Raw genomic sequence first — 24,642 nt, 5'->3', positions numbered from 1 at the left:
GCGGGGGCGGCCCGGTCGTCGTACGGTCGGGACATGCGCATCGTCATCGCGGGTGGACACGGTCGGATCGCGCTGCGGCTGGAGCGCCTGCTCGCCGCGCGCGGGTACGAGGTCGCCGGGATCATCCGGGACCCGGAACAGGGCGCCGATCTGCGCGAGGCCGACGCCGAACCAGTGCTGTGCGATCTGGAGTCGGCCTCCGTCGAGCACGTGGCGGGCATCCTGCAGGGCGCCGACGTGGCCGTGTTCGCCGCCGGGGCCGGTCCGGGCAGCGGTGCGGCGCGCAAGGAGACGGTGGACCGGGGCGCGGCGGTGCTGTTCGCCGACGCCGCCGAACGGGCCCGAGTGCGCCGCTTCCTGATGGTCTCCTCGATGGGTGCGGACGCCCGGCACGAGGGGGCCGAGGTCTTCGACGCGTACCTGCGGGCGAAGGGCGAGGCCGACGACCACGTGCGGACCCGGCTGGGTCTGGAGTGGACGATCGTGCGCCCCGGTGTGCTGACCGACGATCCCGGTACGGGGCTGGTCCGGCTGGAGGCGCGCACCGGGCCGGGCAGTGTGACGCGCGACGACGTGGCGGCGGTCCTCGCCGAGCTGGTCGAGACCCCGGCGACGGCCGGTCTGACGCTGGAGCTGCTGTCGGGTTCGACGCCGGTGGCGGTCGCCGTGAAGGACGTGGCCGGCAACTGAGCCGGGCCCCTCGGCCTGCGTCCCCGACGGGCTGTCAGAAGCCGTCCGGGGCCGGTCAGAAGTCGGCTTCGAGCTCGTCGTCGGAGCGTCCGACCGAGTCCTGCCGGAACTGCTCCTCGTAGGCCCGCCGGATCCGTTCCACGCGGCTGCCGCGCGCGGCGGCCTCCTTCTCGGGGTAGAGCAGCACGACTTCGTAGGAGGCCTCGCGGACGATCGTGCCGTCCCCGTCGCGCCACTGGCCGTACCCGTCGCGCAGGGTGAGGCCCTCGGGGAAGTCCGGGGTGATCTCGCGGTCCAGGAAGCGCATGAACTCCCCCTTGGCGACGGGCGGGCGGCCGTCGGTGCGCTGGGTGCCGAAGTAGAGCCGCGTCTCCCGGTAGGGCTCCCCCGCGTGGCCGTGCAGCGCCGCCCCGACCAGGGCCGGGATCCCGGCACCGAGCAGGGCCGCCAGTACCCCGCCCGCGGCTTTTCCGCGTGTGTCCGAAGTCCATCTCACGCCCCGTGAACGACCGGCCGTCCGCTTCGGTGCGCGGCGGGGGGCCGATAGGGTCACCCGGAATCCGGCCGCAGGGGGCGGCCGCAGGGGGGACCGGGACGCGGCATGGGTGACGGGAACTGGCAGGTCAGCGTGGCCGAGGGGGGCCGGCTGGCGGCCCGGTGGTGGAAGTGGGCACTGTCGGCCCCGCAGGAGGAGAGCCCGGTGGCGGACACGACCGGCGCGTACGCCGGGCGGCGCCAGCCGGGGGACGTGTGGTTCCTGGCGGGCACCTACGGCGGCCGGGTGGTGCGCCGGTGCGACGTCCCGACGGGGCGTCCGCTGTTCTTCCCCGTGCTGAACACCCGGCGCCCGGCGGTGCCGTTCCTGACGAAGCCGTTGCGGCTGGAGACGACGCGGGCCTCGGCGGCGCTGAACGGTTCTCCGCTCCCCCTGCGCGAGTTCACCTCGAAGCCCTTCCCCGCCCTGGGGATACCCCAGGTCGCCTGGGGGCTGTGGTGCGCCCTCGACCCGCTCCCGGCGGGGCAGTTCGTCCTGGAGATCGACGCGGCGGCCGCCGACGGCTTCCGGGTCGACACGACCTACCACCTGACGGTGACCGCTCCCTAGCCCGTCCGCGGCTATGCGAAGAAACCCCCGCCCACTGCGTTTCCGCAGATGAACGGGGGTTCCACTCGCGTGGCGGCGCCAGGATTCGAACCTGGGTAGGCTAAGCCGACGGATTTACAGTCCGCTCCCATTGGCCACTCGGGCACACCGCCATGGGATGTCGCCTCGGTTCCTCCGCCTTTCGGCGTTGTTCCTCGGCAACGACGTAAACGATACCTGATGTGCGGGGGTGCTTCGCCACCGGATTGATCAGCGCCTCACGCGGGTGCGGTGGCTAGGCTTTGCGGAGCGGGCCGGGGATGTCCGGCCGCGGCCCTCCGGGGCACACCACAGCCGACTTCAAGGAGCCACAGCACATGGCCGACTCCAGTTTCGACATCGTCTCGAAGGTCGAGCGGCAGGAGGTCGACAACGCCCTCAACCAGGCCGCCAAGGAAATCTCGCAGCGCTACGACTTCAAGGGCACCGGTGCCTCCATCTCCTGGTCCGGCGAGAAGATCCTGATGGAGGCGAACGGCGAGGAGCGGGTCAAGGCCATCCTCGACGCGTTCCAGACCAAGCTGGTCAAGCGCGGGATCTCGCTGAAGGCGCTGGACGCCGGCGAGCCGCAGCTGTCCGGCAAGGAGTACAAGATCTTCGCGACGATCCAGGAGGGCATCTCCCAGGAGAACGCCAAGAAGATCGCGAAGATCATCCGGGACGAGGGCCCCAAGGGCGTCAAGGCCCAGGTCCAGGGCGAGGAGCTGCGCGTCAGCTCCAAGAGCCGCGATGACCTCCAGGCCGTCCAGGCCCTGCTCAAGGGCAAGGACCTGGACTTCGCCATCCAGTTCGTGAACTACCGCTGACCTGCGCGTACGTCGCTGATCGGACCCCGTGGGGCACAACGGGGGCGGATCGCCGGGACCTCTCCGGCGGGCGCCCGCGTTGTGCCCTTCGCCGTTTCGGCGCCCGTGGCGTGTGCCCGGCGTGAACGGCGCACGCTCCCGTCCGGCCCCCCGGTGGCCACTGGGCGCGGCCGGACGCGCCCGACAGGCTGGGTGACATCCGTCACCGTCCTCACGAGGGGGTACCCGCATGCCTGGGGCCGGCACTTTCCGAGCGGACCTCGGGGCGTCCGTCGTCGTCGCGCTGGTGGCGCTGCCGTTGTGCGTCGGGGTCGCCGTCGCCTCCGGTGTCCCTGCCGAGCTGGGGATCGTCACCGGGGTGGTGGGCGGTCTGGTCACCGGCTGGTTCCGGGGCAGCGCCCTCCAGGTCAGCGGGCCCGCCGCCGGTCTGACCGTGCTCGTCTACGAGGCCGTGGGCGCCTACGGCCTGCCCGCCCTGGGGGTTCTCGTGCTGGCCGCGGGCATGGTCCAGCTGGGGCTGGGCGCGCTGCGGCTCGGGCGGTGGTTCCGGGCGATCTCCCTGGCCGTGGTGCACGGGATGCTGGCCGGGATCGGGCTCGTGCTGATCGCCGGGCAGCTGTACGCCCTGGGCGGGGTGCCGGCCCCCGGGAAGACCCTGGCCAAGCTGGGCGGGGTGCACGAGCTCGGGGCGCAGGCCGACTGGGCCGCCGTGGGGCTCGGGGCGGGGACCATCGCCGTCCTGGTGCTGTGGCGGCGGGTGCCGGCCCGGCTGCGCGTCGTACCGGGCGCTCTGGTCGGGGTCGCGGCCGCCACCGCCGCGGCCATGACTCTGCGGCTGCCTGTGGAGACCGTCCGGGTGACCGGGGTGCTGGACGCGGTGGCGCCGCCGGGCTGGTCGGACTTCGGTGAGCTGGCCTCCGTCGGGGCCGTGGGGACCGTGGTGGCGCTCGCGCTGATCGCCTCCGCCGAGACCCTCTTCAGCGCCGCCGCCGTCGACCGGATGCACGACGGGCCGCGGACCGACTACGACCGTGAGCTGGTCGCGCAGGGCGTCGGCAACGCGGTGTGCGGGCTGCTCGGGGCCCTGCCGATGACCGCCGTCATCGTGCGCAGCTCCGCCAACGTGGAGGCCGGGGCGCGCACCCGGGCGTCCCGGATCCTGCACGGCGGCTGGCTGCTGCTGTTCGCGGTGGCGCTGCCGCAGGTGCTGGAGGTGGTGCCGCTCGCGGCGCTCGCCGGGGTGCTCCTGCACGCGGGCTGGAAGCTGCTTCCGGCGCGGGCGGTGGCCGCCCTGTGGCGCACGCACCGGGGCGAGGCGGTGGTGCTGGTGGTGACGGCCGTCTCGATCCTGGCCACCAGTCTCTTCGAGGGGGTGCTGGTCGGGCTGGGCCTCGCCGTGGCCAAGGCCGCCTGGGAGACCTCCCACGTGCACGTCGAGGAGGTGTGGGAGGGCGAGGAGCTGTGCGTGCGGGTGGTGGGGAACGCCAGCTTCCTGCGGCTGCCGAAGCTGCTGGACTCCCTGGAGGCCTTGCCGCACGGGCCGGCGGTGCGGCTCGACCTGAGCGGGCTGCGGCACCTGGACCACGCCTGCCTGACCGCGCTGGAGGGCTGGGAGCGCAAGAGGACACCGCTGCCCGGCAAGGAGGGCGTCATCTAGCCCGGCTACCCTCCCGGCCGTGGACAACGAGCTGAAACGCACCCTGGGGGTGTCCGACGCCGTCGTGGTCGGGCTCGGCGCGATGGTCGGCGCCGGTATCTTCGCCGCCCTCGCCCCGGCGGCCCGCGCGGCGGGGGGCGGGCTCCTGGCCGCCCTGGCTGTGGCGGCCCTCGTGGCCTATTGCAACGCGCACTCCTCGGCGCGGCTCGCCGCCCGCTATCCGTCCTCCGGCGGGACCTACGTGTACGGGCGCGAGCGGCTGGGCCCCTTCTGGGGGTACCTGGCCGGATGGGGTTTCGTCGTCGGCAAGACGGCCTCCTGCGCGGCGATGGCGCTGACCGTCGGGGCGTACGTGTGGCCGGGCCGGGAGCATGTGACGGCCGTGGCGGCGGTGGTGGCCCTGACCGCCGCGGGCTACGGCGGGGTGCGGAAGTCGGCCCGGATCGCCCGGCTGACCGTGGCGGCCGTACTGGCGGTGCTGGCGGCGGTCGTCGTGGCCTGCCTGAGCTCGGGCGCGGCGGGGGCGGGCCGGGTGGCCGGCGGGGAGTGGGGCGGCGCCGCCGGGCTGTTGCAGGGCGCGGGCCTGCTGTTCTTCGCGTTCGCGGGCTACGCCCGGATCACCACCTTGGGCGAGGAGGTGCGTGATCCGGAGCGCACAATCCCGCGCGCGGTGCCGCTCGCGCTGGGGATCGCCCTGCTGGTGTACACCGCCGTGGCGGTGGCGGCCCTGTCGGTGCTCGGTGCCGACGGGCTGGCGGGGTCGTCCGCCCCGCTGGCCGACGCGGTCCGCGCGGCCGGCCTGCCCGGACTGGTCCCGGTCGTCCGGGTGGGCGCGGCGCTGGCCGCGCTGGGCTCTCTGCTGGCCCTCGTGCTCGGGGTGTCGCGGACCGCGCTGGCGATGGCCCGGGACGGCCATCTGCCGCGCGCGCTGGCCGCCGTACATCCCCGGCATCAGGTGCCGCACCACGCGGAGCTGGCCGTGGGTGCGGTGGTGGCGGTGCTCGCGGCCACCGCCGATCTGCGGGGCGCGATCGGCTTCTCCTCCTTCGGAGTGCTGGTCTACTACGCGATCGCGAACGCCTCCGCCTGGACTCTCGGTTCAGATGTCAAGGGGCGTGCCGTGGCAGCGGCGGGGCTGTCCGGCTGTGTGCTGCTGGCCTGCGCCCTGCCCGCCGCTTCGGCGGTCTCGGGTGCGGTGGTACTGGCGCTGGGCGCTCTGGCCTACGCGGTGCGGGGCCGGGTCAGATCCGGGAGCTGAACTCCGCCCAGAGGCCCTGTTCCTCCTCCTCCCCGTCCCACTCGTCCTCCTCGCGGAACCAGCCGGTGCCGTCGAGCCAGTCGCGCAGCCAGTGATCCAGGCCCGGGGAGAGGTGGTACCAGGCGAGGGCGGGATCCCCGGGGTTGGGCTCGAAGAGCAGGAGGCGGGCGCTCTCGGAGCGGCAGTCGACGCAGGCGGACATGCCGCAGCCGAGGTCCGCTATGGGCAGGACGCCCTCGGGCCAGCCCCAGTCGGACGCGCGGCCCGCCTCGTACTCCGCTATGGCCTGACGCAGCGGCAGCAGTCCGTACTCGGGCCCGAATCCGCCGTCGCCGACGCGCGTGTAGAGCGCGGCGAGCAGGGGCGGCGGGGCGAAGCCCAGGTCGCGCGCCGCCCGGTCGATCTCCCCTTCCGCCAGGGGCACGGGAAGGGGCTTTCCGTCCTCGCGCACGGAGTCTCGTACGCGGCCTGTGACTTGCTCCAGCAACTGCTCGGTCTCGTTCATGTGTTCATGGTGACGCAGACCTCTGACAGTCGTCCCGGCCTGTGGATAACTCCGGCCGGGAGCCGTCACCGGGAGGCGAAGGGGGCGTCCGTCGGGACGATTTCGCGGCCCAGGGGGAGGAGGGAGAGGGGGACCATCTTGAAGTTGGCGATGCCGAAGGGGATGCCGATGATCGTGACGCACAGGGCGATGCCGGTGGCGATGTGGCCCAGCGCCAGCCACCAGCCGGCCAGGACCAGCCACAGGACGTTGCCGACGCAGGACGGCGCGCCCGCGTCGCGGCGCTCGACGGTGATGTAGCCGAAGGGCCAGAGGGCGTAGACGGCGATGCGGAAGGCCGCGATGCCGAAGGGGATGCCGATGACGGTGATGCAGAGGATCAGGCCGGCCACGCAGTAGCCGAGGAACAGCCAGACCCCGCTGAGTATGAGCCAAATGACGTTCAGGATGGTTTTCACTGGCTGCGGCCTGCCATCTGTTCGAGCCGGGCGATGCGCTCGGCCATCGGAGGGTGTGTCGAGAACAGCTTGGACAAGCCCTGGCCGGGCCGGAAGGGGTTGGCGATCATCATGTGGCTCGCCGTCTCCAGCCGGGGCTCGGGGGGCAGCGGAAGCTGTCTGGTGCCGGCGTCGAGCTTGCGCAGGGCGCCGGCCAGGGCGAGCGGGTCGCCGGTGAGCTGGGCTCCGGAGGCGTCCGCCTCGTACTCGCGGGAGCGGCTGATGGCGAGCTGGATCACGGACGCGGCCAGCGGGCCGAGGAGCATGATCAGCAGCATGCCGAAGATGCCGGGGCCCTCGTCGTCGCTGGAGCGGCCGACCGGGATCAGCCAGGCGAAGTTCACCAGGAACATGATCACGGAGGCCAGCGCCCCGGCGACCGACGAGATGAGGATGTCGCGGTTGTAGACGTGGCTCAGCTCGTGTCCGATGACCCCGCGCAGCTCCCGCTCGTCGAGGATGCGCAGGATGCCCTCCGTGCAGCAGACGGCGGCGTTGCGCGGGTTGCGGCCGGTGGCGAAGGCGTTGGGGGCCTCGGTCGGCGAGATGTAGAGGCGGGGCATGGGCTGGCGCGCGGACGTGGAGAGCTCGCGGACCATGCGGTAGAGCTCGGGGGCCTCGAACTCGCTGACGGGCCGGGCGCGCATCGCGCGTAGAGCCAGCTTGTCGCTGTTCCAGTACGCGTACGCGTTGGTCGCCAGGGCCACGAGGACCGCGACGACGAGGCCGCCCCGCCCGAAGAAGCTGCCGATGACGATGATGAGTGCGGACATCCCGCCGAGGAGTACGGCGGTCTTCAGCCCGTTATGCCGGCGGTGCACGGTACGCCCTCCAAGTGGTGCGTCAGGGGAGCCCCGTCGTGGATCTGAGGGTCTTCGGTCCAGTGGACCCTCCCTCTGTTGTCAACGCGAGGTGGGGGCGCCGGGTTCCCGGGGCAGGGCGGGGCCCCGCCGCCCTCCCGGCAGGGGCCGGGGGCGGCGACGGGTGTTGCTCCGTACGGGTGAGGGCGTGCGGGCGGGGCCGGTTACAGCGGGAAGAGGCCGCCCGAGGCGAAGCGCAGGACCAGCTGCGGGGCGCCGGACAGGGCCAGGGCGGTCACGGCGGTGAGCGCGATGGCGGCGGTGAGGGGCCAGGGGGCCTTCGCGACGGCCGTGGGCTGCCCCTCGGTCTGCGGGCTGCGGAAGAGCAGGGCCGTCCAGCGCAGGTAGTAGTACAGAGCGACCACGACGTTGACGGCCATGACCACGGCGAGCCAGCCCAGGCCGGCGTCGACGGCGGACCGGAAGACGGTGACCTTCGCGAAGAGGCCGATGATGCCCGGCGGCAGCCCGGCCAGGCAGAGCAGGAAGAAGGCCAGTGACAGGGCGGCGGCGGGGCGCTCGGCGTACAGGCCGCGGTAGTCGCTGATCCGGTGCAGCGGCTTGGTCCGCGCGACCAGCGCGGCGACGGCGAAGGCACCGAGGTTCACGGCGGCGTACATGAGCGCGTAGGCGACGGTCGAGCCGATCTGGTCGCGGTCGGAGTACGCGGCCGCCGCGATCGGGACCAGCAGGTAGCCGGCCTGGCCGACGGAGGACCAGGCGAGCAGCCGGACGGCGCTCTGCGGCCGGTCCGGGGACTGGCGCAGGGCGGCGGCGTTGCCGAGCGTCATGGTGAGCGCGGCGAGGACGGCCAGCGCGGGGCCCCAGACGTCGGAGTAGGCGGGGAAGGCGATCACCGTGACGAGGATGAGGCCGGTGAAGCCGACGGCCTTGCCGATCACCGACAGGTAGCCGGCGACGGGCAGCGGGGCGCCCACGTAGGTGTCGGGGACCCAGAAGTGGAAGGGGACGGCGGCGGTCTTGAAGGCGAAGCCGACCAGGGTGAGGGCGACGCCCGCCATGGCCAGGGTGTCGAGCTGCCCTGGGACGTCCTCCAGCCGGTCGGCGACCCGCGTCAGGTGCAGGGTGCCGGTGGCGGCGTAGACGAGGCTGACGCCCATCAGGGAGACGGCGGTGGCGGTGACCGAGGACAGGAAGAACTTGAGGGCGGCCTCGGAGGACATCCGGTCGCCGCGCCGCATGCCGACGAGGGCGAAGGCGGGCAGGGAGGCGACCTCCAGGGCGACGATCAGGGTGGCGAGGTCGCGGGAGGCGGGCAGCAGGGCCGCGCCGGCGGCGGAGGAGAGCAGCAGGAACCAGTACTCGCCGGCCGGGATGCGGCCGTCGCGGACGCCGGTGACCGACAGCAGCGCGGTGACCAGGGCTCCGGCGAGGACCAGGAACTGGACGACGAGCGCGAAGTGGTCGGCGGTGTAGCTGCACGCGCCGGGGTCGGCGGTGAGGCAGAAGGTGGTGCGGTCGCCGGCGCGCAGCGGCAGCAGGGCGGCGGTGGCGGCGGCCAGGCCGGCGACGGAGACCCAGCCGAGGACCGGCTTGCGGGCCTCGGGCGTGAAGAGGTCGGCGACCAGGACGAGCAGGGCGACGGCGGCGGGGACGACCACGGGCGTGATCGCGAGCCAGTCGACGGACTGGACCAGGCTGGGGGTGTCGGCGGCCAGGGCCGTCAGGGCCGTCATGCGTTGCCTCCTGCGAGGAGCTTCTGGACGGCCGGGTCGGTCAGGCCGAGGAGGGTGGCGGGCCACAGGCCGGCGAGGACGGTGAGGGCGACGAGCGGGGTCCAGGCGGCGAACTCGTAGCGGTGGACGTCGGCGAGGGTGAGCTCGGGTCCGGCCTTCGGGTCGCCCATGCAGACGCGCCGTACGACGATCAGCAGGTAGGCGGCGGTGAGCAGGGTGCCGAACGCGCCGACGGCCATGTAGGTGAGGAAGGCCGGTCGGGACAGGCCCTCGGCCGGGTCGAACGCGCCGAACAGGGCCAGCATCTCGCCCCAGAACCCGGCCAGGCCGGGCAGCCCGAGGGAGGCGACGGCGGCGAAGGCCAGGAGCGCGCCGAGGCGGGGGGCGCGGCCGTAGAGGGCGGCGCCGGTGGCTCCGGCGAGGGTGTCGAGGTCGCTGCTGCCGTAGCGGTCCTTGAGGGCGCCGACCAGGAAGAAGAGGAGGCCGGTGATCAGGCCGTGGGCGATGTTCGCGAAGAGCGCGCCGTTGACGCCGGTGGGGGTCATCGTCGCGATGCCGAGCAGGACGAAGCCCATGTGGCCGACGGAGGAGTACGCGATGAGGCGCTTCAGGTCGCCCTTGGCGCCCTTGCGGGTCAGCGCGAGACAGGCGAGGGACCCGTAGACGATGCCGACGGCGGCGAAGGCGCCGAGGTAGGGGGCGAAGGTGTGCATGCCGTCGGGGGTGACGGGGAGCAGGATGCGGACGAACCCGTACGTGCCCATCTTCAGCAGGACGCCCGCGAGGAGCACGGAGCCGACGGTGGGGGCGGCGGTGTGGGCGTCGGGCAGCCAGCTGTGCAGCGGCCACATCGGCGTCTTGACGGCGAGGCCGGCGCCGATGGCGAGGACGGCCAGGATCTGGGTGGTGTGGCTCAGTCCGCGGCCGTTGTCAGAGGCGAGTGCCACCATGTCGAAGGTGCCGCTGTTCAGTCCGATCAGCAGCAGTCCGAGGAGCATGACCACGGATCCGAGGAGGGTGTAGAGGATGAACTTCCAGGCGGCGGCCTGCCGCTGAGCACCGCCCCAGCGGGCGATGAGGAAGTACATCGGGATGAGGACCGTCTCGAAGGCGAGGAAGAACAGCATCAGGTCGAGGACGGCGAAGGTCGCGAGGGTGCCGGACTCGAGGACGAGCAGCAGTGCCACGAAGGCCTTCGGGGAAGCGCCCTCGGGGAGCTTGAAGTAGCTGTACACCGCGCAGAGGAAGAACAGCAGCGCGGTCATCAGGAGGAGGGGGAGCGAGATGCCGTCGACGCCGAGGTGGATCCGGATGTTGAGCGCCTGGATCCAGCTGATGTCCGTCGTCGCCTGGAAGCGGGACGGGGCGTCGTGGTCGAAGCCCAGGGTGAGGGCGACGGCCGCGGCGAGGATGACGCCGGTGACGGTGACGCCGTGGCGGAGCACGGCCTGTTCGGGGCTCCTGCCCTTGAGCCCGGGCGGGGCCGGGAGGAGGGCCGCGACGGCGCCGAGGAGCGGTGCGGCCACGATGAACGCCAGAAGGAACTGCATCACGGACGGGCTGATATCGATCACGGCTGACTCTCGGCTCACGATCCGGCGTTGAGGTTGGCGAGGACGGCGATGGCGATCGCCAGGACCACGGCGCCGGCGAGCAGGGCGCTCAGGTAGCTCTGCACGTTGCCGGTCTGGGCCCGGCGGACGAGGCTGCCGAGCAGCCGGGGTCCGGCGCCCGCGCCGCGGACGTACGTGTCGACGACCTCGCGGTCGAGGAAGCGCACCAGGCTCGCGCCCGCGCGGACGGGACGGACGAAGAGGCGGTCGTAGACGGCGTCGAGGTGGAAGCCGTCGGCGGCGTGCCGGTGCAGCGGGCCGAGGAGGGCCCGGCCGGGGTCGGCCGCGGGGGCGGCCGGTACGACGGGGTGCTCGTGGGTCACCTCGGCGACCTCGGGGGTCTCGGCGGCGGATTCGGCCGCGGCGACGGACGCGGGGACGGCGGCTCCGTTGCGGACGCCGGCGGCGGCCCTGGCGGTGGCGCGCTGCCACAGGGCCCAGGTCAGCATCACGCCGACGAGGGCGGCGCCGGTGCCGAGGACCGAGGTGGTCACGGTCGGGGTGAGTTCCTTGCCGTCGAACCAGTCGGCGAGGGGGCCGGCGGCCAGGCCGAAGGCGATCGAGGGGACGGCCAGCAGCCACAGCACGCCGGTCATGGCGAGGGGCTCCCTGCCGTGGTCGGGGGCGGCCGCGCCCCGGCCCCGGAAGGCCATCAGCCACAGCCGGGTGGCGTAGGCGGCGGTGAGCAGCGCGGTCAGCACGCCGGCGACGAGGACCACCCAGCCGGCCGCGCTCGGGGCGAGGTCGGAGTGGCCGCCGGCGGCGTGCTCGGCGGCGACGAGGACGGCTTCCTTGGAGAAGAAGCCGGCGAAGGGCGGGATGGCGGCGAGCGCGAGCAGCGCGATCGTCATCGTCCAGAAGGCGTCGGGGATGCGCCCCGCCAGGCCGTCCATGCGGGACATGGCGGCGAGGGAGTTCGTGCCGGCGGCGTGGATGATCACGCCGGCGCCGAGGAAGAGCAGCGCCTTGAAGGCACCGTGGGACAGGAGGTGGAAGACGGCGGCACCGCGGTCGCCGACGGCCAGGGCGCCGGTCATGTAGCCGAGCTGGCCGACCGTGGAGTAGGCGAGGACGCGCTTGATGTCGTCCTGGGCCAGGGCGGCGAGGGCCGATCCGACCATCGTGGTCGCGGCCATGACGGCCATGACCACCAGGGCGGCCCGGGAGGCCGTGAAGACGGGCAGGAGGCGGGCGATGAAGTAGACGCCGGCGGCGACCATCGTCGCGGCGTGGATCAGCGCGGAGACCGGGGTGGGGCCGGCCATGGCGTCGGGCAGCCAGGTGTGCAGCGGGAACTGCGCGGACTTGCCGGCGACGCCGGCGAGCAGGAGCAGCGCGATGAGCGTCGGGTGGTCGAGCCCGCCCGCGGCGACGGTGCCGAGGATCTTGGTGATCCGGAAGGAGCCGGCGTCGGCGGCGAGCGCGAACAGTCCGATGAGGAAGGGGACGTCGCCGAGCTTGGTGACGAGGAAGGCCTTGAGGGAGGCGGAGCGGGCCGCTTCGGTCTCCCAGTAGTGGCCGACGAGGAAGTACGAGCAGATGCCCATGATCTCCCAGCCGACCAGCAGCACCATGAGGTCGCCGGAGTAGACGACGAGCAGCATGGCGGAGGTGAACAGTGAGACCAGAGCCGCGTACGACGGGTAGCGCGGGTCCTCGCGGAGGTAGGCCGTCGAGTAGAGCTGGACGCAGGTGGCGACCACTGCGACCAGGGCCGCGACCAGGACGGCGAAGCCGTCGAGGTGGAGCGAGAGCTCGATGGGCACCGAGCCGGTCGGGGTCAGCTCGGTGGCGGTGTCGATCGGCTTGCCGCCGCCGTGGCGGACGGCGACGAGCACGGCCAGGACGGCCGCGGCCAGCGCCGGCAGGACGGCGAGCGGCCTGACGAAGCCGGGGGCGGTCCGGCCGAGGAGGAGTCCTGCCACCGCGCCCAGGAACGGGAGGAGGGGGACGAGGACCGCGAGGGTCGTGGTGCTCACGCGGCGACCTCCGGCCGGGCGGTGGGTTCGTCGGGCCGGCCGGGCTCGTGGCGCTCGGCGGTGTCGCGCAGCCTGTCCACGTCCGAGGTGCCCCGGTTGCGGTACACCATCAGCACGATGGCGAGGCCGATGCCGATCTCGGCGGCGGCGATGGCGATGGTGAAGAGGGTGAGGGCCTGGCCGGCGTGCAGGGTGTCGCGCAGCCAGACGTCGAAGGCCACCAGGTTGAGGTTGACGGCGTTGAGCATCAGCTCGACGGACATCAGGACCAGGATGGCGTTGCGGCGGGCGAGCACGCCGTAGAGGCCGGTGGCGAAGAGCAGGGCCGCGAGGACCGCGGGGTAGGCGAGGTGCATCAGCTCTGCCCCTTCTCGGTGCCCGTGCGGGCGGCGGCGTCGGCCGCGTCGGCGGCCTCCTCGGCGGGGGTGCTGCGGCGGGAGAGCACGATGGCGCCGATCAGGGCCGCGAGGAGGAGGACGGAGAGCGCCTCGAAGGGCAGCACCCAGTGCTGGAAGAGGATCTCGCCGGAGACCTTGGTGGAGCCCTGGGCGGGGCCGTCGAGGTCGATCCAGGTGGTGCGGAAGGCGTCGGCGACCACCCAGACGAGTGCGGCGCCGGCGGCGCCGGCGACGCCGAGGGCGACCCACCGGTTGCCGGAGTCGGCGTCCGGGGAGCGGCCGATGGGGGCCTTGGTGAGCATCAGTCCGAAGAGGAGGAGGACGACCACGGAGCCGAGGTAGATCAGGACCTGGACCCAGGCGATGAACTCGGCGGTCAGCAGCAGGTACTCGACGGCGATCCCGCCGAGCGCGACGACCAGCCAGAGGGCGGCGTGCACGAGCTGCTTGGTGGTGACCGTGACGAGGGCCGCGCCGAGGGTGGCGAGGCCGACGAGGACGAAGGCGATCTCGACGCCGGTCGGCGAGAGGAAGCCGGGGCCGGGCACCGGGGCCGGGCCCGCGGGGGCGGCGGCCGCGACGGCGGTCGCTGCCTTGGCCGCTGCCGCGGTCAGGTGGGCGGCGTACATCAGGCGGTGCCTCCCGCCGGGGTGTCGGGGGTGCCGTCGGGGGTGCCGTCGGCGGGCGGGGTCGCCCCGGCCTCGGCGGCGGCCGCGGCGGCTGCCGCCTCGGCCTTCTCGGCCGTCTTGCGGGCGGCGGCGATCTCCTTCGGCTCCTCCGCGCCGGGGTCCAGCGCGGGCGGGGCCGGGACCGTCCACATCCACTCGCGCAGCTTGTCGCGCTCGTGGGTGAGCTCGTGGATGTCGGTCTCCGCGTACTCGAACTCCGGCGACCAGAAGAGGGCGTCGAAGGGGCACACCTCGATGCAGATGCCGCAGTACATGCAGAGGGAGAAGTCGATGGCGAAGCGGTCGAGGACGTTGCGGCTGCGCTCGCGGCCGCCGGGGGTGGCGGCGGGCACCGTCTCCTTGTGGGAGTCGATGTAGATGCACCAGTCGGGGCACTCGCGGGCGCACAGCATGCAGACCGTGCAGTTCTCCTCGAACAGGCCGATGACCCCGCGGCTGCGGGGCGGGAGCTCGGGCTGTACCTCGGGGTACTGGGCGGTGTGCGCGCGCTTGGTCATCGTGCGCAGGGTGACGGCCAGGCCCTTGGCGAGGCCGGATCCGGGGATCGGGGGCATTACTGGATCGCCACCTTCACGATGCCGGTGAGCGCGATCTGGGCGAGCGCGAGCGGGATGAGTACGGTCCAGGCGAGCTTCTGGAGCTGGTCCTCGCGCAGGCGCGGGTAGCTCACGCGCAGCCAGATGACGACGAAGGCCAGGATCGCGGTCTTGAGGAGGGTCCACACCCAGCCGAGGCCGTCGGCTCCGAAGGGGCCGTGCCAGCCGCCGAGGAAGAGGACGGTGGTCAGGGCGCAGAGGACGACGATGCCGGCGTACTCGGCGAGCAGGAACAGCGCGAAGCGCAGGCCGGTGTACTCGGTGTACGCGCCGAAGATGATCTCGGAGTCGGCGACGGGCATGTCGAACGGGGGCCGCTGGAGTTCGGCGAGGCCGGCGGTGAAGAAGACGAGCGCGCCGATGATCTGCCAGGGCAGCCACCACCACTCGAAGGCGTTCACGATGCCGGGCAGGGACACCGTCCCGGCGGCCATCGCCACGGAGGCGGCGGCGAGCAGCATCGGCAGCTCGTAGGCGAGCAGCTGGGCGGCGGTGCGGAGGCCTCCGAGGAGGGAGAACTTGTTGGCGGAAGCCCAGCCGCCCATCAGGCTGCCGAGGACGCCGACGCCCATGACGGCGAGGGCGTAGAAGAGGCCGGCGTCGATGACCTGGCCGACGGCGCCCTCGCTGGGGCCGATGGGGATGGCGATGAGGACGAGGAGGTAGGGCAGCAGCGCGACGGCGGGGGCGAGCTGGAAGATCCGCCGGTCGGCGTTGGCCGGGACGATGTCCTCCTTCTGCGCGAACTTCACGCCGTCGGCGACGAGCTGGGCCCAGCCGTGGAAGCCGCCCGCGTACATGGGGCCGAGGCGGCCCTGCATGTGCGCCATCACCTTGTGCTCGGTCTGCCCGATGACGAGCGGGAGCACGAGGAAGACGGCGAAGACGACGATCAGTCGCAGGGCGACGTCGAGGACGTCGTTCACGCGTCGCCTCCGGTGGTGTCGTGGTCGTGGTCGGATTCGGGGTCGGCCCCGGCTTCGGGCTCCGGGCGGGGCTCGGGGGCCGGCTCGTCGAAGGCGGGCTTCGGGTTGTGCCAGGGCGCGTCCGCGCTGCGCGGGGCCGGGCGCCTGGGAGCCTCCGGCTCCGGCGCGGAGGCCTGGCTCGCGGACCCGTCCGAGGCGGACCGGCTGCGCCGGGCCGGGCGGGGGGCGTCGGCGCCGGGCGCCGGGGCGGCCTGGCTCGCCGAGCCGTCGGCCGCCGAGCGGGTGCGGCGCGCGGGGCGCGGGGCCTCTGCCGACGGTTCGCCCGGTGCGGGGGCCACAGCGTCCGGCTCCGGAGCCGCCTGGCTCGCGGAGCCGTCCGCTGCCGAGCGGGTGCGGCGCGCGGGGCGCGGGGGCTCGGCGGGCGGTTCGCCCTGTGCAGGGGCCGAGGCGTCCGGGGCCCCCGCCAGCTCAGCGGCGTCGGGCGCCGGGGCGGCTTGGCTTGCCGAGCCGTCGGTCACCGAGCGGGTGCGGCGGGGCGGGCGGGCGGGCGCGTCCGGGGTCGGGGGCTCCGCGTCCGGGCGGACGCGGCGGGCCGGTGCGCCCTCGCGCGGGGTGCGGGCCGCCGCGCCGGCGGCGCGGGGGGTGCGGGCCGGGCGGGCCGGGGCCGGGGGGAGCTGGCCCTTGAGGGGGCCCCACTCGTTCGGGTCCGGGACGCCGGGCGGGAGCATCTGACGGCGCTTGGGCGCGTCCGGGTCGTGGGCCTCGCCCGGCTCCTTGGCACCGGGCCAGGCCTTGGCGACGCGCGCCGCCAGGACGAAGTCCTTGCGCAGCGGGTGCCCCTCGAAGTTCTCGGGGAGCAGGAGGTGGACGAGGTGCGGGTGGTCGGTGAAGACCACGCCGAACATCTCGTACGTCTCGCGCTCGTGCCAGGCCGCTCCCGCGTAGACGGCGACGGCCGAGGGGAGGGACGGGGAAGCGTGCGGGACGGTCGTGCGGAGCAGGAGGCGGCGTACGCGGCCGCCCTCCAGGGCGACGACGTGCGCGCAGATCCGGAAGCCGGTGCCCGGTTCGTCGACGGCGCTCAGCCAGTCGAAGTAGGTGCAGCCCAGCTTGTCGCGGGCGATCTCCAGCGAGGGGATCCAGGAGCCGGCCGGGACGTCCACGGTGAGGACGTCGTACGCGACGGAGGCCACGGCCTCGGCGCCGAAGACGGTCGCCGCGCCGTCGGGGAGGGAGTCGTAGAGGTTCACGCGCCGGCCCCCGGGGCGGGCGGCGGCGTCACCAGGCCGCTGGTCAGCTGCGCCACGGACGGCCGGTCCGCGTACCGCTCGGCCAGCGACTCCCGGGCGATCTTCTCCTGGAGCTTGAGGATGCCCTGGAGGAGGGCCTCGGGGCGCGGCGGGCAGCCGGGCACGTAGACGTCCACGGGGATGATCTGGTCGACGCCCTTGGTGACCGAGTACGAGTCCCAGTACGGGCCGCCGCAGTTCGAGCAGGCGCCGAAGGAGATCACGTACTTCGGTTCGGGCATCTGCTCGTACAGCCGCTTCACGGCCGGGGCCATCTTGTCCGTCACCGTGCCCGAGACGATCATCAGATCGGCCTGGCGGGGGCCGGGCGCGAAGGGGATGACACCCAGTCGGATGAAGTCGTGCCGCGCCATGGACGCGGCGATGAACTCGATGGCGCAGCAGGCGAGGCCGAAGTTGAAGACCCACAGGCTGTAGCGGCGGCCCCAGTTCAGGACCACCTTCATCGGCTCGGGGGCCAGGCGGGAGAGGACCCCCAGCCTCCTGGGTTCCGGGAGGGAAACGGGCTCCGGTGCCGCGGCGGCCGGTGTCACGTCCATTCGAGGACGCCCTTCTTGTACGCGTAGAGCAGGCCGACGGCCAGGAACCCCAGGAAGATGAACATCTCCACCAGGGTCGTGGCGCCGTAACCGGCGGCGGCGAACACCGTCGCCCACGGGAAGAGGAAGATCGAGTCGACGGCGAAGATGACGTAGAGGAAGGCGTAGACGTAGTAGCGGACCTGGGTGTGCGCCCAGCCCTCCCCCACGGGGTCCACTCCGCACTCGTACGTCAGCAGCTTCTCGGGGGTCGGGACCACGGGCCGCAGCAGGCGGCCGGCGCCGAAGGCCACGGCGACGAAGAGCACGCCGACGACGGCGAGCAGGCCGACGACCGAATAGCCGTGGAAGTAGTCCGCGGCGGTCACGGTCCCCGTCACGGCGCCGCTCGATACCGTTGGTTCGGGCACGTCCGTTCCTCGCTCCTCGGCCACTGTCGACGTTCTCGTTGATCTGGTACGGACGGGAGTCTAGGCCCTGGTCCGCACAGGGTGGGGTTACCCCCCGTTTACTCGCGCCTGGCCACCCCATGGCATTGGCGGGGTGGAATTGACAGGCTGACCGCATGACCGCGAACGATCAAGCTCCCGCTCTCCCGCCCGTCCGGCCCGCCTTCGACGCGGTCACCTGGAAGGAGATCGTCTACCTGCTGACCAACTTCCCGGTGGCGCTGATCGGGTTCGTCTACACGATCGTCATGCTCGCGACGGCGGGCGGGCTGGCCGTGACGGTGATCGGCCTGCCGGTGCTGGTGGGGGGCCTCTACCTGTCCCGCCAGCTCGGTGTGCTGGAACGTGCCCGGGCGCGGGGCCTGCTGGGTGTGCGGGTCGACGAGCCGAGCCCCTTGCCGGGGCCGCGCCGCTCCGGCGGGTTCTTCCCCTGGCTGTGGTCGGGGATCAAGGACCCGGTGGCGTGGCGGACCGTGCTGTTCGAGCTGGTCCGGCTGCCGTGGGGGGTGCTGACCTTCAGTATCGCCCTGGTGGGGCTGTTCCTGCTGTGGCCGGTGCTGCCGTACCTCGTCCGCCTGATGGCGAACCTGGACCGGGCGATGGTACGCGGTCTGCTGTCGCCGTCCGACGAGCTGGAGCGGCGGATCGCCGAGCTGGAGTCGGGGCGCGGGGTGGTCGTGGACACGGCCGCGGCCGACCTGCGGCGGATCGAGCGCGACCTGCACGACGGGGCGCAGGCGCGGCTGGTGGCGCTGGCGATGGGGCTGGGCCTGGCGAAGGAGAAGCTGCTGGAGGACCCCGAGGGCGCGGCGGCGATGGTCGACGAGGCGCACGGGGAGGTCAAGCTCGCGCTTCAGGAGCTGCGGGACCTGGCGCGGGGGATCCACCCGGCGGTGCTGACCGACCGGGGGCTGGACGCGGCGCTGTCCTCGGTGGCGGCGCGGTGCCTGGTGCCGGTGAAGGTGTCGGTGCGGCTGGAGGAGCGGCCGGCGGAGGCGATCGAGGGGATCGCGTACTTCGTGGTGTCGGAGCTGCTGCAGAACGTCAGCAAGCACGCGGCGGCGCGCGGTGCGGGGGTCGAGGTGTGGCGGGAGGGGGCGCGGCTGCTGATCCGCGTCGCGGATGACGGGCGGGGCGGGGCGCGGGTGTCCGGGGGGAGCGGGCTGGCGGGGCTCGCGGAGCGGGTGCGGGCCGTTGACGGGGGGTTCGTGGTGGAGTCCGCCCCCGGGGCGGGAACGGTGGTGGTGGCCGAGCTGCCGTGGCGCGGGCGCGCGGGGGGCTGACCGGGGGCCCTTTCGGGCGGGGCCGCCTGGGGGGCGGGGCCGCCTGGGGGCGGGGTCGGGGGGTGCCGCTGCGCGGAGCTGCTCCCCGCCCCGCCCTTTCTCCGTTTCTCGGGGCTCCGCCCCGAACCCCGCGCCTCAAACGCCGGCGGGGCTGGAAGGCCCTCGGGGCTCCGCCCCGAACCCCGCGCCTCAAACGCCGGCGGGGCTGGATTGGGCCGGGGCGGGGCTGGGTTCGGCCGGGGGTGGGTGGGGTTAACCCCCCGGTTCGGACGCCGACTCGCCGGATGGTTCGGGGGTGGGGGGTCGGCGGAGGGTGGAGGGGTTGTGGAACGGGACGAAGGGCGGGTCGGGAGTATGGGGAAGGGTCGGGACGTGTTGCTGGCGCCCGTGGCCGGGCGGACCTGGCGGGAGCTGCTGTTCCTGCTGGTCGGGCTGCCGCTGAGCACGGTGTACTTCGGGCTCGCGATCGCCGGGGTGTCCGCCGGGGCCGGGCTGCTCGTGACCTTCGTCGGGGTTCCGGTCCTGGCCGGGGTGCTCGCCATGTGCCGGGGGTTCGGGAGGGTGGAGCGGGCCCGGGTCCGGGGGCTGCTGCGCGTGCCGGTCCGGGATCCGGCGCCGGTGCGGGCGGCGAAGCGCGGGGTGCCGGCGGTGCTGGGGGCGCTCCTGAAGAGCGGCAGCGCCTGGCGGCACGTGCTGTACTCGGTGATCCACTTCCCCTGGGCGGTGTTCTCCTCCTGCGTCGCGCTCGTGCTGTGGAGCTGGGGGTGGAGCATGCTGCTGTACCCGCTCTGGTTCTGGGTCTTCCCGGCCTTCACCCACCAGCCCGGGCTCCAGCTGTTCCAGAACGGCGACTACACCTTCTACCTGGACTCGCCCCCGGCCATCGCCGGGGCGTGTGCGGCGGGGCTGGCGGTCACCCTCGTCACCCCCTGGGTCGTCCGGGGTCTGGTGACCGTCGACCGGGTGCTGGTCACCGGGCTGCTCGGCCGCTCCCGGCTCGACGACCGGGTCAGTGAGCTGGAGTCCGGCCGGGGGGTGGTCGTCGACACCGCCGCGGCCGACCTGCGGCGCATCGAGCGGGAGCTGCACGACGGGGCCCAGGCGCGGCTGGCCGCCCTGTCCATGGATCTGGGGCTGGCGAAGGAGAAGCTGGCCGAGGACCCCCGGGCCGCCGCGCGCCTGGTGGACGAGGCCCACGGGGAGGTGAAGATCGCCCTCCAGGAGCTGCGCGACCTGGCGCGCGGGATCCATCCGGCCGTGCTGACCGACCGGGGGCTGGACGCGGCGCTGTCGTCGGTGGCCTCGCGGTGTGCGGTCCCGGTACGGGTGGAGGTGGACCTGCCGTCCCGTCCCGCGCCGGCGATCGAGGGGATCGCGTACTTCACGGTGTCCGAGCTGCTGCGGGACGTCGCCGGGCACGTGGGGGCGCGGAGCGCCGCCGTGGACGTGTGGAGGTCCGGGCGGCGGCTGATGATCCGGGTCTCGGACGACGGCCACGGCGGGTCCGCCCCCGCCGGGCGGGGCGCGGTTCCGGCCGGGCTCGCGGAGCGGCTGGACGCGGTGGACGGCGTCCTGGTCGTGGACGCGGCGGAGGGCCGCGGCACGATGGTGACGGCCGAGCTGCCCTGGCGGGACTAGGCCGCCGCCGAGGTTCACGCCGGGATCTACGCCGGGGTTCGTGCCGGGGTTCACGCCCGCCCGTTCTCGGTCCCGGCCCGGGGTTCCCGCCCGTTCTTGGTCCGGCCGGACCGGAATCGGAGGTTCGGCTGGGATGCTTGCATGCCGAGTGGGTATGCGAACGGGCGGGAGCTTCACAACGTGGACAACAGGGTGCGGGTCGTCATCGCCGAGGATTCAGTGCTGCTCCGTGAGGGCCTGACGCGGCTGCTGACCGACCGCGGGCACGAGGTCGTGGCCGGGGTCGGGGACGCGGAGGCCCTGGTCAAGACGGTGGCCGACCTGGCTGCCGAGGGGGCGCTGCCGGACGTGGTGGTGGCCGACGTGCGGATGCCGCCGACGCACACCGACGAGGGCGTGCGGGCCGCCGTGCGGCTGCGGCGCGACTACCCGGGGATCGGGGTGCTCGTGCTGTCCCAGTACGTGGAGGAGCAGTACGCCACCGAACTGCTGGCCGGTTCCAGCACCGGGGTGGGGTACCTGCTCAAGGACCGCGTGGCCGACGTGCGCGAGTTCCTCGACGCCGTCGTGCGGGTGGCCCGGGGCGGTACGGCCCTGGATCCCGAGGTCGTGGCGCAGCTGCTGGGCCGCAGCCGCAAGCAGGACGTGCTGGCCGGGCTGACCCCGCGCGAGCGCGAGGTCCTCGGACTCATGGCGGAGGGACGCACGAATTCCGCTGTGGCCAAGCAGCTCGTGGTGAGTGACGGGGCCGTGGAGAAGCACGTCAGCAATATCTTCATGAAGCTGGGCCTGTCTCCGAGTGACGGGGATCACCGGCGCGTACTCGCGGTTCTCACCTACCTGAGGTCATGATCTGCTGACACTCTGTCAACGGAGCAATCGAGCCACGCGACGGCGAAGCCGCCGCACGACGGCCGGGTGGTTTGGAATATTTCGAGTAGAGCACGTCGTCTGTCGGACAGATCGTCCCGTGTGGGGCGGTCCAGAATGCGGGCGACCCAGGGACGGATGACGTCGCGGACGTAGGGTTGGCCTTGGGAGCGAACGCCCATGCCTCGAAGGAGGTCCAGTTCAGTGACCAGCCAGGTCAGTAGCCCGGCCGAGCAGGCCGACGGGGCCGGCGGGGCCATCGGTGAGCAGCGCAGCGCGCCTCGGACCGATGGAGCCGGCAAGGAGATCCGCCGCGTCGACCGGGTGATCATCCGCTTCGCGGGTGACTCGGGTGACGGTATGCAGCTGACGGGTGACCGGTTCACCTCGGAGACGGCGTCCTTCGGGAACGACCTGTCCACGCTGCCGAACTTCCCGGCCGAGATCCGTGCCCCTGCCGGAACCCTGCCCGGGGTGTCCTCGTTCCAGCTGCACTTCGCGGACCACGACATCCTGACCCCGGGCGACGCGCCGAACGTGCTGGTCGCGATGAACCCGGCCGCGCTGAAGGCCAACATCGCGGACGTCCCGCGCGGCGCAGAGATCATCATCAACACCGATGAGTTCACCAAGCGCCCGATGGCCAAGGTCGGCTACGACACCTCGCCCCTGGAGGACGGCTCCCTCGACGCCTACAGCATCCACCGGGTGCCGCTGACCACCCTGACGGTGGAGGCGCTGAAGGACTTCGGGCTGACCCGCAAGGAGGCCGAGCGCAGCAAGAACATGTTCGCGCTGGGCCTGCTGTCCTGGATGTACCACCGGCCGACCGAGGGCACGGAGAACTTCCTGCGGCAGAAATTCGCCAAGAAGCCGGACATCGCCGAGGCGAACATCGTCGCCTTCCGGGCCGGCTGGAACTTCGGCGAGACCACCGAGGACTTCGCGGTCTCCTACGAGGTCGCGCCCGCCACGAAGGCCTTCCCGACCGGCACCTACCGCAACATCTCCGGGAACCTGGCCCTCTCCTACGGGCTGATCGCGGCGGCCCGGCAGGCGGACCTGCCGCTCTACCTGGGCTCGTACCCGATCACCCCGGCCTCGGACATCCTGCACGAGCTGTCCAAGCACAAGAACTTCGGCGTGCGCACCTTCCAGGCCGAGGACGAGATCGCCGGCATCGGCGCGGCCCTGGGGGCCGCCTTCGGCGGGGCCCTGGGCGTGACGACCACCTCCGGCCCCGGCGTGGCCCTGAAGTCCGAGACCATCGGCCTGGCCGTCTCCCTGGAGCTCCCGCTCCTGATCGTGGACATCCAGCGCGGCGGCCCCTCGACCGGTCTGCCGACCAAGACCGAGCAGGCCGACCTCCTCCAGGCCATGTACGGCCGCAACGGCGAGGCCCCGGTCCCGATCGTCGCCCCGCGCACCCCGGCGGACTGCTTCGACGCCGCGCTCGACGCGGCCCGGATCGCCCTGACCTACCGCACGCCGGTCTTCCTGCTCTCCGACGGCTACCTCGCCAACGGCTCGGAGCCCTGGCGGATCCCGGACGTGGCCGACCTCCCGGACCTGAGCGTCCAGTTCGCCACGGGCCCCAACCACGAGCTCGCGGACGGCACCGAGGTCTTCTGGCCGTACAAGCGGGACCCGCAGACCCTGGCCCGCCCCTGGGCGGTCCCGGGCACGCCCGGCCTGGAGCACCGGATCGGCGGCATCGAGAAGCAGGACGGCACGGGCAACATCTCCTACGACCCGGCCAACCACGACTTCATGGTCCGCACCCGCCAGGCCAAGATCGACGGCATCACCGTCCCCGACCTGGAGGTCGACGACCCGGACGGCGCCCGCACCCTCGTCCTCGGCTGGGGCTCCACCTACGGCCCCATCACCGCCGCCGTCCGCCGGCTGCGCCTCGCGGGGATCCCCGTCGCGCAGGCCCACCTGCGCCACCTCAACCCCTTCCCGGGGAATCTCGGGGAGGTCCTGAAGCGTTACGACAAGGTAGTGGTGCCCGAGATGAACCTCGGACAGCTGGCCGGCCTGATCCGGGCGAAGTACCTGGTCGACGCCCAGTCGTACAACCAGGTCAACGGAATGCCCTTCAAGGCGGAGCAGCTCGCGACGGTTCTCAAGGAGGCCATCAATGACTGAGGTGACCGACGCCCCGACCCTGCTCTCGCTGGTGCCCAAGGCCGAGGCGAAGCAGTCGATGAAGGACTTCAAGTCGGACCAGGAGGTCCGCTGGTGTCCGGGCTGCGGTGACTACGCCGTCCTCGCCGCCGTCCAGGGCTTCATGCCCGAGCTCGGCCTCGCCCGCGAGAACATCGTCTTCGTCTCCGGCATCGGCTGCTCCTCGCGCTTCCCGTACTACATGAACACCTACGGGATGCACTCCATCCACGGCCGCGCCCCCGCCATCGCCACCGGCCTCGCCACCTCCCGCCGCGACCTCTCCGTCTGGGTGGTCACCGGCGACGGCGACGCCCTCTCCATCGGCGGCAACCACCTCATCCACGCGCTGCGGCGCAATGTGAACCTCAAGATCCTGCTGTTCAACAACCGGATCTACGGGCTCACCAAGGGCCAGTACTCACCGACCTCCGAGGTCGGCAAGATCACCAAGTCGACGCCCATGGGCTCCCTCGACGCCCCCTTCAACCCGGTGTCGCTGGCGCTCGGTGCCGAGGCCTCCTTCGTGGCCCGGACCGTCGACTCCGACCGCAAGCACCTCACCGAGGTCCTGCGCCAGGCCGCCGACCACCCCGGCACCGCCCTCGTCGAGATCTACCAGAACTGCAACATCTTCAACGACGGCGCCTTCGAGGTCCTCAAGGACAAGGACCAGGCCGAGGAGGCCGTGATCCGCCTGGAGCACGGGCAGCAGATCCGCTTCGGGGCCGGCCTGGCCAAGGGCGTGATCCGCAACGAGCGGACCGGGGACCTGGAGGTGGTCGCCGTCACCGCGGAGAACGAGTCGCGGATCCTCGTCCACGACGCCCACGCCGCCACCCCGACCACCGCCTTCGCCCTGTCGCGCCTCGCCGACCCCGACACCCTGCACCGGACGCCGATCGGCGTCTTCCGCAGCATCGAGCGGCCCGTCTACGACACCCTCATGGCCGAGCAGCTGGAGACGGCCGTCGACCAGCGCGGCAAGGGGGACCTGGCGACGCTGCTGACCGGAAACGACACCTGGACCGTGGTCGGCTGAGAGCCGGCGCGGCCCCACGACGGCATA

General features: G+C 72.9%; 23 protein-coding genes, 1 tRNA gene and 1 pseudogene. 10 read left to right on the top strand and 15 right to left on the bottom strand.

The features are described from left to right. Positions 1-33: 33 nt before the first annotated feature. Positions 34-690, top strand: coding sequence for an SDR family oxidoreductase (locus ABT403_RS06960; RefSeq protein WP_344163391.1), 657 nt, complete (start codon positions 34-36; stop codon positions 688-690). A gap of 55 nt (positions 691-745) precedes the next feature. Here ABT403_RS06960 and ABT403_RS06955 read toward each other — a convergent pair whose 3' ends face one another. After that, the gene (locus ABT403_RS06955) at positions 746-1,186 is read right to left on the bottom strand and encodes a DUF3574 domain-containing protein (protein WP_344163388.1); all 441 of its coding nucleotides are present in this window, start codon (positions 1,184-1,186) and stop codon (positions 746-748) included. Between the two features lie 105 nt (positions 1,187-1,291). Between ABT403_RS06955 and ABT403_RS06950 the strand changes: the two genes are divergently transcribed. Then, positions 1,292-1,795 (top strand): hypothetical protein, encoded by a 504-nt coding sequence (locus tag ABT403_RS06950; RefSeq protein WP_344163385.1) that lies wholly within the window; start codon positions 1,292-1,294, stop codon positions 1,793-1,795. A 70-nt stretch (positions 1,796-1,865) separates the two neighbouring features. Here ABT403_RS06950 and ABT403_RS06945 read toward each other — a convergent pair. Beyond that, positions 1,866-1,947 (bottom strand) — tRNA-Tyr (locus ABT403_RS06945). A gap of 204 nt (positions 1,948-2,151) precedes the next feature. Between ABT403_RS06945 and ABT403_RS06940 the strand changes: the two genes are divergently transcribed. The 3 genes from ABT403_RS06940 (at position 2,152) to ABT403_RS06930 (ending at position 5,555) form a co-directional block, all read left to right on the top strand. Next, positions 2,152-2,640, top strand: a complete 489-nt coding sequence (locus tag ABT403_RS06940) for a YajQ family cyclic di-GMP-binding protein (RefSeq protein WP_344163382.1) — start codon at positions 2,152-2,154, stop codon at positions 2,638-2,640. A gap of 229 nt (positions 2,641-2,869) precedes the next feature. Next, a complete protein-coding gene (locus tag ABT403_RS06935; RefSeq protein ID WP_344163379.1) occupies positions 2,870-4,297 on the top strand; it encodes a SulP family inorganic anion transporter in 1,428 nt (475 codons plus the stop codon). A gap of 19 nt (positions 4,298-4,316) precedes the next feature. Then, positions 4,317-5,555: an APC family permease gene (locus tag ABT403_RS06930; protein ID WP_344163376.1), complete on the top strand. Its 1,239-nt coding sequence runs from the start codon at positions 4,317-4,319 to the stop codon at positions 5,553-5,555. Here the strand turns inward: ABT403_RS06930 and ABT403_RS06925 are convergent. The 13 genes and pseudogenes from ABT403_RS06925 to ABT403_RS06865 form a co-directional block, all read right to left on the bottom strand. Next, positions 5,539-6,060 carry an SMI1/KNR4 family protein gene (locus tag ABT403_RS06925; protein WP_344163373.1) on the bottom strand — a complete coding sequence of 174 codons (522 nt, stop codon included), beginning with the start codon at positions 6,058-6,060 and terminating at the stop codon, positions 5,539-5,541. The genes ABT403_RS06930 and ABT403_RS06925 overlap by 17 nt on opposite strands. A 65-nt stretch (positions 6,061-6,125) precedes the next feature. Continuing rightward, complete coding sequence (locus ABT403_RS06920; protein WP_344163370.1) at positions 6,126-6,518, bottom strand: YccF domain-containing protein; 393 nt, start codon at positions 6,516-6,518, stop codon at positions 6,126-6,128. Beyond that, the gene (gene htpX / locus ABT403_RS06915; RefSeq protein ID WP_344163367.1) at positions 6,515-7,378 is read right to left on the bottom strand and encodes a zinc metalloprotease HtpX; all 864 of its coding nucleotides are present in this window, start codon (positions 7,376-7,378) and stop codon (positions 6,515-6,517) included. The genes ABT403_RS06920 and htpX overlap by 4 nt, the downstream gene beginning before the upstream one ends. A 203-nt stretch (positions 7,379-7,581) precedes the next feature. After that, the gene (locus ABT403_RS06910; RefSeq protein ID WP_344163364.1) at positions 7,582-9,114 is read right to left on the bottom strand and encodes an NADH-quinone oxidoreductase subunit N; all 1,533 of its coding nucleotides are present in this window, start codon (positions 9,112-9,114) and stop codon (positions 7,582-7,584) included. Then, positions 9,111-10,688, bottom strand: a complete 1,578-nt coding sequence (locus ABT403_RS06905) for a complex I subunit 4 family protein (RefSeq protein ID WP_344163361.1) — start codon at positions 10,686-10,688, stop codon at positions 9,111-9,113. The genes ABT403_RS06910 and ABT403_RS06905 overlap by 4 nt, the downstream gene beginning before the upstream one ends. Before the next feature lie 14 nt (positions 10,689-10,702). Next, positions 10,703-12,913, bottom strand: a complete 2,211-nt coding sequence (locus tag ABT403_RS06900) for an NADH-quinone oxidoreductase subunit 5 family protein (protein WP_502966006.1) — start codon at positions 12,911-12,913, stop codon at positions 10,703-10,705. After that, positions 12,832-13,062 (bottom strand): annotated as a pseudogene (nuoK, locus tag ABT403_RS39010) (NADH-quinone oxidoreductase subunit NuoK); the annotation flags it as partial. The pseudogene nuoK and the gene ABT403_RS06900, both read right to left, overlap by 82 nt. Next, positions 13,062-13,733, bottom strand: a complete 672-nt coding sequence (locus tag ABT403_RS06890) for an NADH-quinone oxidoreductase subunit J family protein (protein WP_344163352.1) — start codon at positions 13,731-13,733, stop codon at positions 13,062-13,064. The pseudogene nuoK and the gene ABT403_RS06890, both read right to left, overlap by 1 nt. Further along, the gene (locus ABT403_RS06885) at positions 13,733-14,347 is read right to left on the bottom strand and encodes a NuoI/complex I 23 kDa subunit family protein (protein ID WP_344163349.1); all 615 of its coding nucleotides are present in this window, start codon (positions 14,345-14,347) and stop codon (positions 13,733-13,735) included. The genes ABT403_RS06890 and ABT403_RS06885 overlap by 1 nt, the downstream gene beginning before the upstream one ends. Then, positions 14,347-15,315, bottom strand: coding sequence for a complex I subunit 1/NuoH family protein (locus tag ABT403_RS06880; RefSeq protein ID WP_344163347.1), 969 nt, complete (start codon positions 15,313-15,315; stop codon positions 14,347-14,349). The genes ABT403_RS06885 and ABT403_RS06880 overlap by 1 nt, the downstream gene beginning before the upstream one ends. Further along, entirely contained in the window at positions 15,312-16,565 is a 1,254-nt protein-coding gene (locus ABT403_RS06875; RefSeq protein ID WP_344163345.1) for an NADH-quinone oxidoreductase subunit C, read from the bottom strand. Before ABT403_RS06875 ends, ABT403_RS06880 begins: the two co-directional genes overlap by 4 nt. Beyond that, complete coding sequence (locus tag ABT403_RS06870) at positions 16,562-17,164, bottom strand: NADH-quinone oxidoreductase subunit B (RefSeq protein WP_344163342.1); 603 nt, start codon at positions 17,162-17,164, stop codon at positions 16,562-16,564. The genes ABT403_RS06875 and ABT403_RS06870 overlap by 4 nt, the downstream gene beginning before the upstream one ends. Beyond that, complete coding sequence (locus ABT403_RS06865; RefSeq protein ID WP_344163339.1) at positions 17,155-17,574, bottom strand: NADH-quinone oxidoreductase subunit A; 420 nt, start codon at positions 17,572-17,574, stop codon at positions 17,155-17,157. The genes ABT403_RS06870 and ABT403_RS06865 overlap by 10 nt, the downstream gene beginning before the upstream one ends. Positions 17,575-17,729: 155 nt before the next feature. Here ABT403_RS06865 and ABT403_RS06860 point away from each other — a divergent pair, with 155 nt between their 5' ends. The 5 genes from ABT403_RS06860 to ABT403_RS06840 all read left to right on the top strand — a co-directional run bounded on the left by ABT403_RS06860 (position 17,730) and on the right by ABT403_RS06840 (position 24,615). After that, entirely contained in the window at positions 17,730-18,896 is a 1,167-nt protein-coding gene (locus ABT403_RS06860) for a sensor histidine kinase (protein ID WP_344163336.1), read from the top strand. A gap of 324 nt (positions 18,897-19,220) precedes the next feature. Then, the gene (locus ABT403_RS06855) at positions 19,221-20,534 is read left to right on the top strand and encodes a sensor histidine kinase (protein WP_425580238.1); all 1,314 of its coding nucleotides are present in this window, start codon (positions 19,221-19,223) and stop codon (positions 20,532-20,534) included. Between the two features lie 192 nt (positions 20,535-20,726). Continuing rightward, entirely contained in the window at positions 20,727-21,386 is a 660-nt protein-coding gene (locus tag ABT403_RS06850) for a response regulator transcription factor (RefSeq protein ID WP_344165775.1), read from the top strand. 222 nt (positions 21,387-21,608) lie between these two features. Continuing rightward, entirely contained in the window at positions 21,609-23,555 is a 1,947-nt protein-coding gene (locus ABT403_RS06845) for a 2-oxoacid:acceptor oxidoreductase subunit alpha (RefSeq protein ID WP_344163331.1), read from the top strand. Continuing rightward, complete coding sequence (locus ABT403_RS06840; protein ID WP_344163328.1) at positions 23,548-24,615, top strand: 2-oxoacid:ferredoxin oxidoreductase subunit beta; 1,068 nt, start codon at positions 23,548-23,550, stop codon at positions 24,613-24,615. The genes ABT403_RS06845 and ABT403_RS06840 overlap by 8 nt, the downstream gene beginning before the upstream one ends. Positions 24,616-24,642 lie beyond the last annotated feature (27 nt).

This window comes from Streptomyces sp. NPDC000075, from assembly GCF_040301925.1.
Classification (GTDB): Bacteria; Actinomycetota; Actinomycetes; order Streptomycetales; family Streptomycetaceae; genus Streptomyces; species Streptomyces polychromogenes.
This window is presented reverse-complemented; position numbering and strand designations above follow the sequence as displayed.